Here is a 15,809-nt window from a genome sequence, read left to right as displayed (position 1 = left end):
CACGTGCGAACGCTCGTCATCGAAACCGCCACTGCCGCCTGTTCGGTCGCGTTGATCGACGACGGCGTGGTGATCGCCCGCAATCATGTCGTCGTCGGGCGCGGTCATGCCGAGCGGTTGGTGCCGATGATCGCCGCCCTGCCCGAACAAGGTCGGGCCGATGCGATCCTCGTCGATTGCGGGCCGGGCAGCTTTACCGGCGTCCGGGTCGGGCTGGCGGCGGCACGCGGGCTCGGCATCGGCTGGGGCGTGCCGGTGCACGGATATTCGTCGCTGGCGTCGATCGCCGCCGCCGCACTGTCCGAACACCCGGGCGAAGCGATCGTCGCAGTGCTCGACGGCGGCCATGGCGAGGTGTTCCAACAGGGGTTCGACGGGGCGCTCGTCGCCGATGGGCCAGCCGTGTCACGCAAGCCCGCCGATGCAGTCGCGGCGTTGCGGGGACGGCGCGTCGTCGGTCAGGGCCTTGCCCGGCTCCGCACGGCCGACCCCGCCCTGCCCGATTGCGACCGCCTGCCCGACGCCGCCGATGCGGTCTTGCTGAGCGTCGATCAGCGCAGCCTGCCCCCCGCCCCGCTCTATGGTCGCGCGCCCGATGCGGTGCCGAGTGCGCGCGCATGAGCGACGTCCGTAGCGACATCGCGCTGGCGACCGGAACCGCCGCCGATATCAACTCGGTCGACCGGGTGATGCGGGCAGCATTCGATCCGCGTTTCGGAGAGGCTTGGACCCCGTCGCAATGCCTGGGCATGTTGTCGCTGCCGGGCGTCTGGCTGACCCTGGCAAGGGAGACGGGGCCGGTGATCGGCTTCGCACTGACCCGCGCGGTCGCCGACGATGCCGAACTGCTGCTGCTGGCGGTACAGCCAGAGGAGCGCGGACGCGGCATCGGGCGGGCGCTGCTGCAACGTGCGATGGCCGATGCGCAGGTGCGGGGTGCCGCGCGTCTGTGCCTCGAAATGCGGGCGGGCAATGACGCGACCCGGCTCTACACCAATGCCGGGTTCGTCAAATGCGGGGAGCGCCGCAACTATTATGCCGGGCGCAGCGGCGAGCGTTTCGATGCCCATACCTATGTCCGGTCGTTTCCCGCGCCCGTTCCGGCAGCGACGCCGATACGGGTCGAATGACGTCGGCGATATTCTAAAAAAGCCGGGAATATTGTTGCACCGCCCCCATTCTGGTCCGATAGCAACGGCGGCCGCCGGTGCGGTCGTGTAACGAGGGAAGAGCATGACCATTCTTGCGGAGCGCGACGACACGCTCATTACCCTGACGGCGGATATCGTGGCCGCCCATGTCGGGAATAATCATGTCGAGGTCGGCGATATCGCCGTCCTGATCCGCAGCGTACATGACGCGTTGAACGATCTGGGCACGCCGGCCGAACCCGCCGCCCCGCCCGCCGAACCGGCGGTGCCGGTGCGGTCGTCGGTGAAGCCCGACTATATCGTATGTCTCGAGGATGGGCGGAAGCTCAAGATGCTCAAGCGTCACCTGATGACGCATTACAATCTGACGCCCGAACAGTATCGCGCCAAGTGGAACCTGCCCGCCGACTATCCGATGGTCGCCCCCAATTATGCCGAACAGCGCCGGACGCTGGCCAAGAAGATCGGTCTGGGCACCCAGCGCCGCGTCCGTTGACGGTGCGGGTGCCGGCGTCGGCTCGCATCGATGGCGGTACCCGCGCCACTTAGCGGCTTTCGTTCGGCGGCAGGGCGCGTTAGTGTCGGACCATATCCTCAGGACGTACAGGACCGCATGCCCCGCAAGATCGACCTAGAAGCACTTTGCCACCAAAAAGGGCTGCGCATCACCGAACAACGCCGCGTGATCGCGCGCGTCCTGTCCGAAGCCGATGACCATCCCGATGTCGAAAAAGTGTATGAGCGCGCATCGGCGATCGATCCGGGTATCTCGATCGCCACGGTCTATCGCACGGTCCGCCTGTTCGAAGAGGCCGGCATTCTCGATCGGCATGATTTCGGCGACGGGCGCGCCCGCTATGAACCTGCCCCAGAGGCGCATCACGACCATCTGATCGATGTCGAAAGCGGCCGGGTAATCGAGTTCGTCGATCCTGAACTGGAATTGTTGCAGAAGCAGATCGCCGAACGGCTTGGCTTCCGCCTCGTCGATCACCGCATGGAACTCTACGGCGTCAGCCTCGAACGCAAGGGCTGATCCGATGCCGCTTGGTGCGCGCCTGCGATTGACGGTGCGTGCGGCGGCGATGCTCGCGACGCTGCTGCGCTATCTGCTTCTGCACGGATTGTGGCGACTGGTCCGGCTGCGATCCCCCTGGCCGCCGCGGTTTCTGGGCGCATTGGCACGGGCGGTCGGGGTACGGACGACGGTGGTCGGCACGCCGGTCACGCGCGACGTGCTGTACCTTGCCAACCATCAGAACTGGATCGACATCCTCGCCATCGCCGGAGCCAGCGGCAGCGCGTTCGTCGCCAAGGGCGAATTGCGCGATGCGCCACTTGTCGGATGGCTGTGTACGCTCAACCATACGCTGTTCGTCGATCGCGGCGACCGGCTGGGCGTGGCGCGGCAGATCGATACGCTGCGGCAGGCGCTGCTCGCCGATCATCCGGTGACGGTGTTTCCGGAGGGCACGACCGCACGACCGGGGGAATTGCTGCCGTTCAAGGCGGCGCTGCTCGGCGCGATCGATCCGCCGCCGCCGGGCTTGCGCGTACAGCCGGTCTATCTCGATTACGGCGACGCACGCGATGTGGCGTGGGTCGGGGACGAAGCGGGGACGGCGAATGCGGCGCGGGTCCTTGCGCGGTCGGGGCAGATCGGCCTGACCATCCATTTCCTGCCGGCCTTCGATCCGGCGGGTCTGGGACGCAAGGCGGTGGCCGCGCGGGCGCGGGACGCGATCGCGGCGGCGATGGGCGCATCGGTGTCGCTGGTACCGTCACCCGGGACTTAATCGAGACCTCTACGAAAGTACTGATTTCTGGCCCTTTGGCGTACCCCGCGCAGGCGGGGGTCTAGGGTTCCCAGCGCTAGCCGTTGTTCTGCTTGGCTCTGGACCCCCGCCTACGCGGGGGTACGGTGCGCTTTTGGCGAAGCTTGCGACTTTCGCAGAAGTCCCGATCAAGTCCGGGTGACGATGGACTGTTGGCCTGAACAGCTATTCGCTGAATTCACCGACGGTCGTGCGACGTCCCAGCAGGAACGCGTCGTTGACATGGACGAACGGCGACAGGTCGACGTCACTAACCCGGTCACGCAGGCATTCGGCGAAGCGGCGATACAGCCGCGCATATTCGGCTTCGTCGCCGACATCGACCGCAACCCCGTCGACCGCCATTTGCGATGCGCCCATCGATAGCTTCAGATGGCCGTTATCCGTTTCGACATCGATGTCCCAGGTTTGCGGCCCGGTCTGATCGAAGTCGAATTCGACGCGCACCGGCACCCCGGCGGTGTCGGTGAAGTCGAGATCGGCGGCGATCGGCGCGTCGCGGTTCGATGGGAAGCGCAGTTCGGCAGTATCGAGCAGCAGCGGACGCGGCAGGATGCGGGTGATGACCGACAGCGCGTTGATCCCCGGATCGAACACGCCGATGCCCGGCTCCCAGATCCATGCCTGTCCGGGATGCCAGACGCGGACGTCTTCCTTCCAGTTCACCTCGACGCGGCGGATATTGCGCTCCGCCAACCACGCGCGCGCCGGCTCGACGGCGGCGGCTTCGCGCGAATGCCACGTCGCGAACAGCACCTTGCCGGCGGCGTCGGCGGCGCGGGCAAAGGCCTGCGCCTCGGACAGCGTCGCGGCCGGCGGCTTTTCGATCATGACGTCGAGGCCGTGGTCGAGCGCCTGCTGGATCAGCGACAAACGACCGCGTGGCGGCGTGCAGATCGAAATCGCCTGCACATCGGGGACGGCGGCCATCATGTCGGCGATCGTCCCGAACCCCGGCACACCGTCGGGCGCGCTATGGCCGGTGACGGCCGCGACCAGTTCGAAATCGGGGCTGGCGGCAATATGCGGGATATGCTGGTCGCGCGCGATCTTGCCGATACCGGCCAACGCGATGCGGGTCGGGGCGTTAGCCAACGTCGCTCTCCTGATTGATTATTAGTCCGACATATCAACCGGACCGGCACGTTGCAACCGGGCTTGCGTCAGATCCCGCCGGTCACCGGTTCCCGCCCCGTCGCCCGCAGGCGGTCGGCCAAGTCGGCGATACAGGCGTCGACGACCGCCGTGTCGGTGGCGCGCACGACGAAATTGGCACCGGTGCGACCTTCGCGGAAAAACGGATAGCTGCCGATCGCTACACCATCGTGCGCGCGTTCGACCTCGCCAAGGATGTCGGCGACCTCGCTCTCACCGACCCAGCAGCCGAGCGTCGCCGACACTACCGGCAGGCCACCCTCCAGCGTACCCGTCAAGCTGTCGAGCATCGCTGCGGCGATATGGGGCACGCCCGCCATGATGAAGATGTTGCCGATGCGGATGCCCGGCGCGCCCGACATCCGGTTTTCGATCAGCTCGCCGCCCTCCGGCACCCGCGCCATGCGCAGCCGGGCATCGGTCAGTCCGCCGCGCGTCTCGTAATAGGATTCGAGGATCGCCCGCGCCTTGGGATGGACGATCACCGGCACGCCCAGCGCCGCCGCGATCGAATCGACGGTGATGTCGTCATGGGTCGGGCCGATACCGCCGGTGGTGAAGACATAGTCGTTGCGCGCGCGCAGGATGTTGACCGCCTCGACAATCGCTTCCTCGCGATCGGCGACGACGCGGACCTCGCCCAGCCGAATGCCCTGCACGTTCAGCCATGCGGCCAGCTGGGCGATATTCTTGTCCTGCGTCCGGCCGGAGAGGATTTCGTCACCGATGACGATCAATGCGGCGGTCCAGATACGGTCGGTCATGGCCGCGGACATAGCGTGACGCCCCGCCCTCGCCTAGCACCACTTCCTCGCTTATATGCAGGTTATGACCGAATATCAGACCGTCACCACCGACATGCCGCTGGCCCGGACCGGCGCGATCAAGCTGCACGATGCCGCCGGGTTCGAAGGGATGCGCCGCGCCGGACGGCTGGCCGCGCATATCCTCGACGAAATCACGCCGCATGTCGTGCCCGGCGTCACGACCGCCGAACTGGACGCGATCATCTTTCGCCTGATGCGGGAGGGCGGTGCGGTGCCGGCGACGCTCGGCTATCGCGGCTATGCCCATTCGACCTGCATCTCGATCAATCATGTCGTCTGCCACGGCATCCCGTCCGACCGGACACTGAAGGACGGCGACATCGCCAATATCGACGTGACGCCCCTGCTGGACGGCTGGCATGGCGACAGCAGCCGTACCTATCTGGTCGGCAATGTCCCGATCAAGGCGCGCAAGCTGGTCGATGTGACCTATGAATGCCTGATGATCGGCATCGACCATGCCAAACCCGGCAACCGCATGGGCGATGTGGCAAACGCGATCCAGCGCCATGCCGAATCGCATCGCTATGGCGTCGTCCGCGATTTCTGCGGGCATGGCCTCGGGCGGTTGTTCCATGACGCGCCGGAAGTGATCCATGCCGGTCGTCCCGGTACCGGCCCCGAATTGCGGCCCGGCATGTTCTTCACGATCGAGCCGATGATCAATATCGGTCGGCCCGACGTGAAGATGCTCGACGATGGCTGGACGGCGGTGACCCGCGACCGGTCGCTGTCGGCGCAGTTCGAGCATTCGATCGGGATCACCGAGGATGGCTGCGAGATCTTCACGCTCAGCCCCAAGGGGTTCACCAAGCCGCCCTATCTTTGAGTTCAGCCCCCTATCGGGGAATGACGCAAACTGCCCGAAAAACCGGCACCCTGCCCCTTAGCCGGGCAATATCGACAGTCCCGGCCAAATCCCCGATGATCGTATCCAAGGCGAATCGCCGTTTGGCACGGTAATTGTTTAACGAGATGATAACGACCCGTCCGGGTCGTCACGTCCGAGGGGATCGGCAGGGCGCATGAAGAAGATCGAGGCCATCATCAAGCCGTTCAAGCTGGATGAGGTGAAAGAGGCGCTGCACGAAGTAGGCGTAAGCGGCATCACCGTGACCGAAGCCAAGGGGTTCGGCCGGCAGAAGGGCCATACCGAACTGTATCGCGGCGCGGAATATGTCGTCGACTTCCTGCCGAAGGTGAAGCTGGAAGTCGTGGTCGAGGACGGCCTTGCCGAGCGGGTGGTCGAGGCGATCGCGGCCGCGGCACAGACCGGCCGGATCGGCGACGGAAAGATTTTCGTCATTCCGGTCGAGACCGCCTTGCGCATCCGCACCGGTGAGCGCAACGACGACGCGATCTGACGCAACGCAGCATTATTTCGAATCATGGGGCGTGCCGGGGCGATTGATTGCGCCGGAACGTGGAGTTTCATCCAGAAAGGGCAGTTTCCGATGGCTACTACCGCCAGCACCATCCTGAAGCGGATCAAGGAAGAAGAGATCGAGTGGGTCGACCTGCGCTTCACCGATCCCAAGGGCAAATGGCAGCACCTGACCATGGTCGCGTCGCTGCTGGGTGAAGACGAGTTCACCGACGGCCTGATGTTCGACGGCAGCTCGATCGAGGGCTGGAAGGCGATCAACGAGTCGGACATGACGCTGCGCCCCGATCTGGATGCGGTCTATACCGACCCGTTCTCGGCGACGCCGATGCTGGTCGTGTTCTGCGACGTGGTCGATCCGGTGACCGGCGAACTCTATGCCCGCGACCCGCGCTCGACCGCGAAGCGCGCCGAGGCCTATCTGAAGACCACCGGCATCGGCGACACCGTCTATGTCGGGCCGGAAGCCGAATTCTTCATGTTCGACGACGTCCGGTTCGAAAACAGCTATTCGACCAGCTATTACAAGATCGACGACATCGAGCTGCCGGGCAATTCGGGCCGCGAATATGAAGCCGGCAACATGGGCCACCGCCCGCGCGCCAAGGGCGGCTACTTCCCGGTCGCGCCGGTCGACAGCGCCGTCGACATCCGTGGCGAGATGGTTTCGACGATGATCGAAATGGGCCTGCCCTGCGACAAGCATCACCACGAAGTCGCCGCTGCGCAGCACGAGCTGGGCCTGACCTTCGGCACGCTGACCACGACCGCCGATCGCATGCAGATCTACAAGTATGTCGTGCATCAGGTCGCGCACGCCTATGGCAAGACCGCGACGTTCATGCCGAAGCCGATCAAGGAAGATAACGGTTCGGGGATGCATACGCACTTCTCGATCTGGAACGGCAAGACCCCGCTGTTCGCCGGCGACGGTTATGCCGGGCTATCGGACATGTGCCTGTATTTCATCGGCGGCGTCATCAAGCATGCCAAGGCGCTGAACGCGTTCACCAACCCGTCGACCAACAGCTACAAGCGTCTGGTCCCGGGCTATGAGGCGCCGGTGCTGCTCGCCTATTCGGCGCGCAACCGGTCGGCGTCGTGCCGCATCCCGTACGGCACTGGTCCCAAGGCGAAGCGCGTCGAAATCCGCTTCCCCGACGCGATGGCCAACCCGTATCTCGCTTATGCGGCGCTGATGATGGCCGGCCTCGACGGTATCCAGAACAAGCTCCATCCGGGCGAGGCGATGGACAAGAACCTGTACGACCTGCCGCCGGCGGAACTCGCGCAGGTCCCGACCGTCTGCGCGTCGCTGCGCGAGGCCCTCGAGGCGCTGACCGCCGACCATGACTTCCTGCTGAAGGGCGACGTGTTCTCGAAGGATCAGATCGAGGCCTATGTCGAGATCAAGTATGGCGAAGTGGCGCGGTGGGAAATGACCCCGAGCCCGGTCGAGTATGATATGTACTACAGCGCGTAAGGCGCGGCGACGACCGCGCCGGTGCGCCCAATGGGCGCATCCGCGCTGTCGGCCGGCCTCGCTCGTCGAGGGCCGACGACGTGGCTTTGCCACGTCGCGCTGGATTGGGAAGGCGTCGGGAGTGATCCCGGCGCCTTTTCCTTTGGGGGTGGATCGGGCGATTGCTGCTGTGGTTGGGCTGCATTGCGCGGGGAAAAGCCAACGCCATCGCCGTCCCCCCCCCGGATTTGATCGGGACCTTTGCGGTAGTACGGATCCCCCTGCCGTACCGCCGCGAGGGGGGAGAGTCCCAAGCGCACGTCGTTGTTTTGCTTGGCTCTGGACCCCTGCCTGCGCTGCAGTACGGCGTGTTTCGCCGAAGCCTGCGACTTTTGCGGAAGTCTCGACTTGATCCGAGGTCCCGCCTTTTCACCCGCGGCGGAGAAGAAGCGTCACCCCGGGTCGAGCCCGGGGTGACGGGTGAGTGGGGCACTGGCCACTACCGGCGTCGTTTCAGCGGAAGCCGGCATTTCGCGCTAACGGCCCGTCGCGCCTGCCAAGGTGGACCCGAGCCGGCATCACAGGTTACATCCTGATCGTGCAGGCGGGTGCGACGACCCACCGTAGCGATACCTTCACCGCCACACGATCGTCACATCGCCATGCTCAAGCCACGACACCCGCTTGCCATCAGGAACACCGCGCCCATGACCATCCTTCTCAATCGCCGGACGTTGCTGGGCGGGTTCGCCGTTGGCGCGGCGGGGCTGACGGTGCCGCCGGCGGCGGCGCGCGAGGAGCAGCGGGGCGGCTGTACCTTCGCCGTCCTGGGCGACTGGGGCCGCGACACGCCCGAACAGCATCATGTCGCGGCGGCGATGGGGCGGGCGGCGGCGGCGGCGCGGAGCGACTTCGTGCTGGCGATCGGTGACAATTTCTACAGCGACGGGGTGGCGTCGGTCGACGACCCGCTGTGGCAGTCGGTGTTCGAAGGGGTCTATACCCATCCGGCGTTGCAGGTGCCGTGGTATGCGCTGCTCGGTAATCACGACTATCGCGGCAATCCGCAGGCGCAGATCGACTATGCGGCGCGCAGCGCGCGGTGGCGGATGCCGGCGCGCTATTATCAGGTCGCCGATGCCGCGCTGACGCGGGCCGACGCCGACCTGTTCGCGATCGACACGTCGCCCTTCGTCGAACGCTATCGCGCCGATGCCGACAAGCCGATCGGCCGCAATACCCTGTCGCAGGACACGAAGCAGCAGCTGGCGTGGCTGGACCATGCGCTGTCGCAGTCGCGGGCGAAGTGGAAGCTGGTCACCGGCCATCATCCGATCCGGTCGGGCGGCAGCGGCCATGGCGACCAGCCGGAGATCATCGCGCAGGTGCTGCCGATCCTGAACCGGCACGGCGTGCAGGCGTATATCGCCGGCCACGACCATGATCTGCAGCATATTCGCCGTGACGGGATCGACATGATCCAGTGCGGCGGCGGCATGGAGGCCCGCCCGGTGCAGGCGGTCGAAGGCACCCGCTTCTGCCGCGCCGCCGCCGGCTTCGGCATGGTGCAGGTGGCGGGCGACCTGCTGTCGTTCGACCTGCGCGATGAGGCGGGCAAGAGCCTCTACAATGCATCGGTACCCGTGCGCGCGGTGGCGTAAATCCGCCAAAGGTCACGAAGGTCACACTTGCGCGGTGTTGTGCGTGTTGCGCGCCTGCCGGTTGTTTCGAACGGCACCGGGAGGGTGTGGCGGTTGGTGTGAACCTGTCAAGGAGCGCGGGGCATCCTGACCCGTTCGCGGCGTGTAGGAAAGCGCCGTTGCGATCCGGGGCGGGCGTTCTCGACGAACGCTTCTCGACTTCGCTCGACGCTGCTCGAACCGAGCGGGTTTTGGGGGCCGCCTCAATAATCGCGCGAAACGCGGACGTTGGTGCTCTGGCGGCCGATCGTCGAGATCGAGGCGAGGAGCGACAGCCAGCGGGTTACCTGGAATTCGATGCGGGTCGCGGAATAGCCCTGCCCGTCGGTGACGATTTCTGCATAGAAACGCCGGGTCAGATATTTTCCGGCGGCGACCGAGGTGCCCTGCCCCGTCTGCGGATCGGCGGGCAGGATGCGCAGGCGGTCGAGGCCGGCGGCGCGGCGGACGGCGTTGATCGGGTTCAGCCCGCCCTCGCCATTCTGGAGCGCGGCGACGGCGGCCGCGAGTTGCAGCGCCTCGGGAGCCGACAGGTTGGTGATCGAGGTGCCGAACAACAGCCGTGACAATAGTTCGTCCTCGGGCAAGGCCGGTACGCTCTGGAAGCTGATCTCGGGCCGTGTCGCGGTGCCGGCGACGCGGATCGTCGCGTTCAGCCCCTGCGTGTCGGCGGCGGCGACGATATCGAGCGCGGGGTCGGCGGGGCTTTCGCCGTTGAAGCGCAACGCACCGCGATCGACGCGGAATTCGCGGCCGGCGAACTCGTAATCGCCGCGGACCAGATCGGCGCGGCCGTTGATGATCGGATTGGTCGGCTCCCCGGTGATGGCGAGGTCGGCCGACCATTCGCTGGTCAGGCCGAGGCCGGTAACGATCAGCCCGCCCGGCGCACGCGCCTTCAGGTCGAGCTTCCACGGCACGACGGTGGTGGCGGCTTCGTCGTCGCCATCGGGACGGTTGATCTCGCGGATCTTGAGGCGTGGCAGCGGCGCGGTGGCGGTGGCGCGGCCGAGGCGGTAGCGGCTGCCGTCCATCCGCACCTGCCCCGAAATCGTGCCGCCCGCGCCGTCGCTGCGCACCGCGATCGGACCGGTGACGGTCGCGCCGATCGAATCGGTGTTGATGAGCCGTGCACGCTCGGCATTGAGCGACAGGTCGATGCCGAAGCCGCGCACCGAGGCGAATTCGAACGCGCCGGTGCCGGTCACTCGCCCCTGTCGTCCGTCGCTGGCGGCGAACCGATCGATGACCAGCCGCGACCCGTCGAATCGGCCCTGCGCCTCGACGCCGGTCAGGACGGTGCCGGTGATCGCGCTTTCGATCCGTGCGCCGCTGGAACGAAGGACGCCGCGGATGCGGGGGTCGGCAAGGCGTCCGGTCACGTCGGCACCGACCGCCACCGGGCCGGACAGGTCGAACAATTCGATACCCGTCAGCCGCCACAGCGTATCGGCGGGGCCGCCATAGCGAAGCTGCGCGATCAGCGGCGCGTTGGCGATGCGCGTGGCGAGGTCCCCCTGCCCGAGCGGCGCGAGCCGCGCCTGCGCGCGACCGATCGTCTTGCCGCCGCTGGCCATCACCGCGCGCATCCCGGCACGATTGGCGTCGAGCACGGCGGCGATGCCGACATCGATCGGGGTCGACGACAGCACGAGGCCGGACCGGCTGAGGCCGCGGATCGTCATGTCGACCCGGCCGCTGGGCGTGTCGCCGGTCAGCGCATAGGCGATCTTGCCCGATGCGGTGCCGCCGAGCCCGAGGCCGGGATAGCCGATGTCGAGCACCGCCAGCGGCATCCGCGCGACGTCGAGGGTCAGTTCGCTGGCACCCGCGCCGAACGCCCCGCCGACGGTGGCGGTACCGCCGGCAAAGCTGAACCGGGTCGGGGCAAGGCGCCAGCCCTCGCCTTCGCGTCGCAGCACCGCCGGGGTTTCGAGCTTGAGCGGGCGGCGGTCGAGCGTCCCTTCGGCATTGACCGTGTAGCTGTCGGCGGCGACCTGCGTCACGCTCTGGATCGAGAAGGCACGGCCGCGCGATCCGGCGATCGCGGCGCGGACCTCGCCGACCCCGTCGACCAGCTTCGCACTGCCGGCCAGCCGTGCGATCGACAACTGGCCGCGACGGAAGCCCTGGGCGGTGACGGTCGCGTCGAGCGTGCTGCCGGTTTCCGCCAGCACGATCCCCGCCTCCAGCCGGGCGCGCCGGACCGTACCCACGGCGCCCAGCCGGGCACGGACGGCGTCGAGGACGATGTCGATGCGCTGGTCGCTGCCCTGCGGACGGAAGGCGATGGTGCCGGTGATGCCGCCGCCATCGACGTTCAATTGCCCCAGAAAGCCGTCCTCGACGATGTCGATCGCGCCATTGGCGCGGGTGCCGCTGACCTCAAGTGCGTCGACGGCAATGCGCGCGGTGCCGCCGTTGGGCAGCAGGATGCGACCATTGGCGGTGAAGGGCCCCAGCCGCGAACCACCGGCGGCACGATAGGCGAAGCCGTCGGGCGTCGGGTCGAGATGGGCGACCACGTCGGCAAGGCCGAGGGTCGCGTTGGGCGACGCGAACCGCAGGTCGAGCGTGGGTTTCGAGATGTTGCCGTCGAGGACCAGTTGCACCGGGCCATAGGTCGCCTGTCGCCCGCTGCCTTCGAAATGGAAGGTGCCGTCGCGGCGACGATAGCCGTTGCCGGTGAGCGTCAGGCCGGGCGAGGTCAGCCGAGCCCCGCGCAGATACAAGATGCCGTCGCGGCCGCGCTCCAGCCCGGTTTCGATGCGCGGCAGCCCTTGGGTCAGCGACCGGAAGAAGCCGTTGTCGAGCCGGCGGACCTGCGCCAGCCCCCGCCCGACGATGCGGGTGCCGCCTCCGGGAATGGGGACGGCGGTCAGGCGGGTCTGGACGTCGACCAGCCCGAGTCCGGGGATGAGATAGCGTTGCAGCGCGCCGCTGATCCCGACCTCGTACCGCCCGGTCGCCAGTTCGAGCGTCAGCATGATCCGGCCGTTCAGCTTGTCCGACCGGACGATCAGGTCGTTGCCGACGAGGGTGCGCGTGCCGACCGCCAGCTTGCCGGTGACCGACAGGTTGCGCAGGATGCCGCCGGCGACATCGCCGACCCCGGTGACCCGCGCCGCCGTCAGCCGGATCGGGACGATCACCGGTGCCTTCGAGAAACGCCCCTGCCCGGCCGCGACGACTTGTTCGAAGCCGGTCTGGTCGAAGGCGAGCCGGGTGGCGCGCAGGCGGTAGTCGAAGCGCGCGGTCGGAAATTCACCGTCGAGGATCGCGCGCAGTTCGATGTCGCGGCCGGTCATGTTGGGGAACAGCGCAGCGGGGCGCAGCAGGCGGGCGCGGAGCCGCAGGTCGCGAAACGCGCTGGTGCCGAGATCGACGATGCCGTCGGCTTCCAGCGCCAGCGCCGGGCTGCGCAGGGCGAGCATGCCGTCGATACGGCGATCGGCGAAGGTCGCGCTGCCGGTGACGCGGACCTGCGGGCTGGTCAGCCGTTGCAGCTTGCCCTGCAACAAGGCGGACGGGGCGAGCGTCCCGCCCAGCGTATAGCGGCCGGCGCGGACACCCAGCGTCAGGTCGAGGAGGCGGGCGCGGCCGGCATCGGCGACGGCGCGACCGTCCCATGCCGACCAGCGGCCATCGCCCGCGACTTCGATCGCCAGCGGACGGCGGATGCCGCTGGCGGTCGCGAGCAACCCGTCGGCGGCGCTGCGTGCGCGGAGATCGACGTCGAACCGGTCGCGATCGGGCTCGCTGTCGAGGTGCAGGCGGAGCCGGTCGCTGTCGGCGATATCGAGCGCGAGGTCGACCAGCGCCCGGCCCGAGCGGATATCGGCCTGTCCGGCGAGGCGACCGACCCGCGCGGTTCCGGTCACCCCCTTGGCCAGTTCGAGCCGCTCGACGCTCAACCGGCCGATGCGGATGTCGAAGCGGGGCAAGATCGGGCCTCGCCGGCCGGTGGGGGCGGGCTGCGGCAGCTTGGCGAGGATCGCCCGCGGGAGGTGCAGGCTGGTGATCGACAGCCGGTTCGACCAGAATTCCCATGGTCGCCAGTCGAGTTCGGCGATGGGTGCGCGCAGCACCAGCCCCTTGGGATCATAGATGCGGACGTCGATCAGCCGCGCACGATTGTAGATCGACCCGTCGATCCGCCCGATGCGATACCGCATGCCGTTGGCGGGTTTGAGCGTCGCGATCCGGTTCGCGATCAGCCGGTGGCCGGGGCCGGTGTCGATCGCGACCAGCAACCCGGCGATGGCGATGACGATCGCCGCCACCAGCTGCGCAAGGCGGCGGCCCCAGCCGATCCGGCGTTTGGAGACGGGTTCGGGTGCCGCTTCCGTCAAAAGGCCTGCCCCAGCGAGACATAGACCGCGATGCGCGGGTCGCCGCGCTGCGGGTTTACGGGCGTGCCGACGTCGATGCGGATCGGGCCGAAGTTGCTGTAATAGCGCACCCCGATGCCCGCGCCGTAGCGCATGCCGGTGAAGCGCGGCAGCGTCGAGGTATAGATGTTGCCTGCGTCGAGGAACGGCACGACCCCGAAATTGCCGAAGGCGCGGACACGAGCCTCCAGCGAGAATTCGGCGAGGCTGCGGCCGCCGATCGGATCGTTGTTCGGATCGCGCGGGCCGATATCCTGAAAGCCGTAGCCGCGCACCGATGCGCCGCCACCGGCATAGAAACGCCGCGAAGGCGCGACCGCATCGCGCGGCGCGCCGAGGATCGAGCCGATGCGGGTACGCCCGGCGAGGACGACGCGGCCGGTGACCGGGCGATAGACGCTCGCGTCGATCTGGGCTCGGGTATAGCCGAACACCTGTCCCTGTAGCGACAATTCGGGGCTGATGCGGCCGCCCAGCCGAAATCCCTTCGTCGGATTTAGCAGATCGTCCGATCCGTCATAGTTCAGGCTGCTGGGCAGCGCGCCGATGAAATAGGTGCGGCGGCGGGGTTCGCCGGTGGCGACGATCACGTCGCGTTCGTCGGTCGCGACCAGTTCGCCGCCCAGCGACCAGGTCCAGGTTTTCTGGAAGAAGATGTTGGTCTGCCGCTCCAGCCCAGCCGACAGCGAGACGGTGTTCGCTTCGAAGGCGTTGCGGACGAGGTGGGTCGCGGCGACCTGCGCGGTGAGCACCCGGTCGCGGCCATGGAAATTGTTGCGGCGGAAGGTCACCGCCGCGACCTGTTCGAGGGTGCCGAGCACGCCGCGCAGCGTCAGCGCCCCTTCGGGCGGGAACAGGTTGCGGTGGGTCCAGCTCGCCTCGACCCGCGCGCCTTCGCCGGTGCCATAGCCGAGTTCGCCGGCGATGGTGCGCGGCGGGGCGGGCTCCATGGCGAGGTCGAGGTCGACGGTGCCGGGCGTCGTCCCCTCGGCCGGGGTCAGGCGGACCTGCGAGACGAGGCTGGTCTGGACGATGGCGCGGCGCAGATCGTCGACCAGGGTCGAATCATAGGTCTCGCCGGGTTTGAACCGGGCGATATCCTGCGCATGGTCGCCGTCGAAGATGCGGTTGGGCGCGGTGACGATCCGGCCGAAGCGACGCTCGCCACCCGGCGCGACGGCGATATCGAGCGTCGCGGTGCGGGTGGCGTGGTCGACGGTGATTTCGGGTTCGCCGACCTTGGCGAAGGGAAAGCCCTCACGCCCGATCGTTTCGGTCAGCTTGTCCTGTGCGGCGACGATCGTATCGCCCTGTACCGGGGTTTCGGGCTTGACCGCGAAGGCGTCGCGCAGGTCGGGAGCCTTGTCGCCCGCCGCGGCGATGCCGGGGGTGCGGACCTGTGCGAAGCGGTAGAGCTGGCCGGGTTCGACCTCGAGATAGACGATCAGCCGGTCGCCTTCGGGACGGACGCTGGTCGCGATGCGCGCGTCGAAATAGCCTTCATTGCGGAGCAGTTCGTCGAGGAGCCGCGCGTCTTCGCGGGCGCGGCGATCGATCTGCGCGGCATTGGCGGGGTCGCCTTCGTTGGCGCGCAGCGTCGACAATTCGTTGAACCGCTGTCGAGACAGATCGGCATTGATGCCATCGATGCCGGTGATGCGGTAATTATAGCGAAATTCGCCGCCGGCCCGCTGCGGTCCGGCGGTCGCATCGGGATCGGCGGGAGCAGTCGACAGGTCGGGCCACGCGACGCCGATATCGGGCAGGTCGGCCATCGGCGAGGTCGGATCGAGCGACGTTTCCTGTGCGAACGCCGCCGGGCCCGCAAAAGCGAGCCATCCGGCGCTCAACAGCACAGCAAGCCGGCAGCTCGACATGACATGGTCCTAGCGGAGCAGCACGTC

General features: G+C 67.4%; 13 protein-coding genes. 9 read left to right on the top strand and 4 right to left on the bottom strand.

What is annotated here, in order from left to right; translation table 11 throughout:
- The first annotated feature begins 3 nt into the window (after positions 1–3).
- From tsaB to ASE50_RS02805, 5 genes are all read left to right on the top strand, one after another.
- Entirely contained in the window at positions 4–621 is a 618-nt protein-coding gene (tsaB, locus tag ASE50_RS02825) for a tRNA (adenosine(37)-N6)-threonylcarbamoyltransferase complex dimerization subunit type 1 TsaB (protein WP_056395167.1), read from the top strand.
- Positions 618–1,130 carry a GNAT family N-acetyltransferase gene (locus tag ASE50_RS02820; RefSeq protein ID WP_056395165.1) on the top strand — a complete coding sequence of 171 codons (513 nt, stop codon included), beginning with the start codon at positions 618–620 and terminating at the stop codon, positions 1,128–1,130. The genes tsaB and ASE50_RS02820 overlap by 4 nt, the downstream gene beginning before the upstream one ends.
- 103 nt (positions 1,131–1,233) lie before the next feature.
- On the top strand, positions 1,234–1,647 hold the full coding sequence (locus ASE50_RS02815; protein WP_056395163.1) for a MucR family transcriptional regulator: 414 nt from the start codon (positions 1,234–1,236) through the stop codon (positions 1,645–1,647).
- 117 nt (positions 1,648–1,764) lie between these two features.
- Positions 1,765–2,187, top strand: a complete 423-nt coding sequence (locus ASE50_RS02810) for a Fur family transcriptional regulator (protein ID WP_056395161.1) — start codon at positions 1,765–1,767, stop codon at positions 2,185–2,187.
- A 4-nt stretch (positions 2,188–2,191) separates the two neighbouring features.
- Positions 2,192–2,947 (top strand): lysophospholipid acyltransferase family protein, encoded by a 756-nt coding sequence (locus ASE50_RS02805; protein WP_056395159.1) that lies wholly within the window; start codon positions 2,192–2,194, stop codon positions 2,945–2,947.
- Positions 2,948–3,151: 204 nt separating this feature from the next.
- On the opposite strand, the gene ASE50_RS02800 is transcribed toward ASE50_RS02805, so the two are convergent.
- Together ASE50_RS02800 and ASE50_RS02795 are read right to left on the bottom strand one after the other, a co-directional pair.
- Positions 3,152–4,081, bottom strand: a complete 930-nt coding sequence (locus ASE50_RS02800) for a Gfo/Idh/MocA family protein (RefSeq protein ID WP_082438737.1) — start codon at positions 4,079–4,081, stop codon at positions 3,152–3,154.
- A 68-nt stretch (positions 4,082–4,149) separates the two neighbouring features.
- Complete coding sequence (locus tag ASE50_RS02795) at positions 4,150–4,905, bottom strand: competence/damage-inducible protein A (protein ID WP_082438766.1); 756 nt, start codon at positions 4,903–4,905, stop codon at positions 4,150–4,152.
- Between the two features lie 64 nt (positions 4,906–4,969).
- Between ASE50_RS02795 and map the strand changes: the two genes are divergently transcribed.
- The 4 genes from map to ASE50_RS02775 all read left to right on the top strand — a co-directional run bounded on the left by map (position 4,970) and on the right by ASE50_RS02775 (position 9,475).
- A complete protein-coding gene (map, locus tag ASE50_RS02790) occupies positions 4,970–5,797 on the top strand; it encodes a type I methionyl aminopeptidase (protein ID WP_056395155.1) in 828 nt (275 codons plus the stop codon).
- A gap of 196 nt (positions 5,798–5,993) precedes the next feature.
- Positions 5,994–6,332: a P-II family nitrogen regulator gene (locus ASE50_RS02785; RefSeq protein WP_055759592.1), complete on the top strand. Its 339-nt coding sequence runs from the start codon at positions 5,994–5,996 to the stop codon at positions 6,330–6,332.
- Between the two features lie 90 nt (positions 6,333–6,422).
- Positions 6,423–7,835: a type I glutamate--ammonia ligase gene (gene glnA, locus ASE50_RS02780; protein WP_056004512.1), complete on the top strand. Its 1,413-nt coding sequence runs from the start codon at positions 6,423–6,425 to the stop codon at positions 7,833–7,835.
- A 686-nt stretch (positions 7,836–8,521) separates the two neighbouring features.
- A complete protein-coding gene (locus tag ASE50_RS02775) occupies positions 8,522–9,475 on the top strand; it encodes a metallophosphoesterase (protein ID WP_056395153.1) in 954 nt (317 codons plus the stop codon).
- 242 nt (positions 9,476–9,717) lie between these two features.
- On the opposite strand, the gene ASE50_RS02770 is transcribed toward ASE50_RS02775, so the two are convergent.
- Together ASE50_RS02770 and ASE50_RS02765 are read right to left on the bottom strand one after the other, a co-directional pair.
- The gene (locus ASE50_RS02770; protein ID WP_156347253.1) at positions 9,718–13,866 is read right to left on the bottom strand and encodes a translocation/assembly module TamB domain-containing protein; all 4,149 of its coding nucleotides are present in this window, start codon (positions 13,864–13,866) and stop codon (positions 9,718–9,720) included.
- A complete protein-coding gene (locus tag ASE50_RS02765; RefSeq protein WP_056395152.1) occupies positions 13,863–15,782 on the bottom strand; it encodes an autotransporter assembly complex protein TamA in 1,920 nt (639 codons plus the stop codon). The genes ASE50_RS02770 and ASE50_RS02765 overlap by 4 nt, the downstream gene beginning before the upstream one ends.
- Between the last annotated feature and the right edge of the window lie 27 nt (positions 15,783–15,809).

This window comes from Sphingomonas sp. Leaf5, from assembly GCF_001421155.1.
Lineage (GTDB): Bacteria > Pseudomonadota > Alphaproteobacteria > Sphingomonadales > Sphingomonadaceae > Sphingomonas.
The sequence above is the reverse complement of the archived record's forward strand: the minus strand, read 5'-3'. Positions and strand labels throughout refer to the sequence as shown.

Bases quoted from the DNA above. Each gene is read 5' to 3' on its own strand.
- ASE50_RS02785 (WP_055759592.1), top strand. From the start codon at position 5,994: ATGAAGAAGATCGAGGCCATCATCAAGCCGTTCAAGCTGGATGAGGTG.
- ASE50_RS02815 (WP_056395163.1), top strand. From the start codon at position 1,234: ATGACCATTCTTGCGGAGCGCGACGACACGCTCATTACCCTGACGGCG.
- ASE50_RS02805 (WP_056395159.1), top strand. From the start codon at position 2,192: ATGCCGCTTGGTGCGCGCCTGCGATTGACGGTGCGTGCGGCGGCGATG.
- map (WP_056395155.1), top strand. From the start codon at position 4,970: ATGACCGAATATCAGACCGTCACCACCGACATGCCGCTGGCCCGGACC.
- ASE50_RS02765 (WP_056395152.1), bottom strand. From the start codon at position 15,782: ATGTCGAGCTGCCGGCTTGCTGTGCTGTTGAGCGCCGGATGGCTCGCT.
- ASE50_RS02810 (WP_056395161.1), top strand. From the start codon at position 1,765: ATGCCCCGCAAGATCGACCTAGAAGCACTTTGCCACCAAAAAGGGCTG.
- ASE50_RS02795 (WP_082438766.1), bottom strand. From the start codon at position 4,905: ATGACCGACCGTATCTGGACCGCCGCATTGATCGTCATCGGTGACGAA.
- ASE50_RS02775 (WP_056395153.1), top strand. From the start codon at position 8,522: ATGACCATCCTTCTCAATCGCCGGACGTTGCTGGGCGGGTTCGCCGTT.
- ASE50_RS02820 (WP_056395165.1), top strand. From the start codon at position 618: ATGAGCGACGTCCGTAGCGACATCGCGCTGGCGACCGGAACCGCCGCC.
- glnA (WP_056004512.1), top strand. From the start codon at position 6,423: ATGGCTACTACCGCCAGCACCATCCTGAAGCGGATCAAGGAAGAAGAG.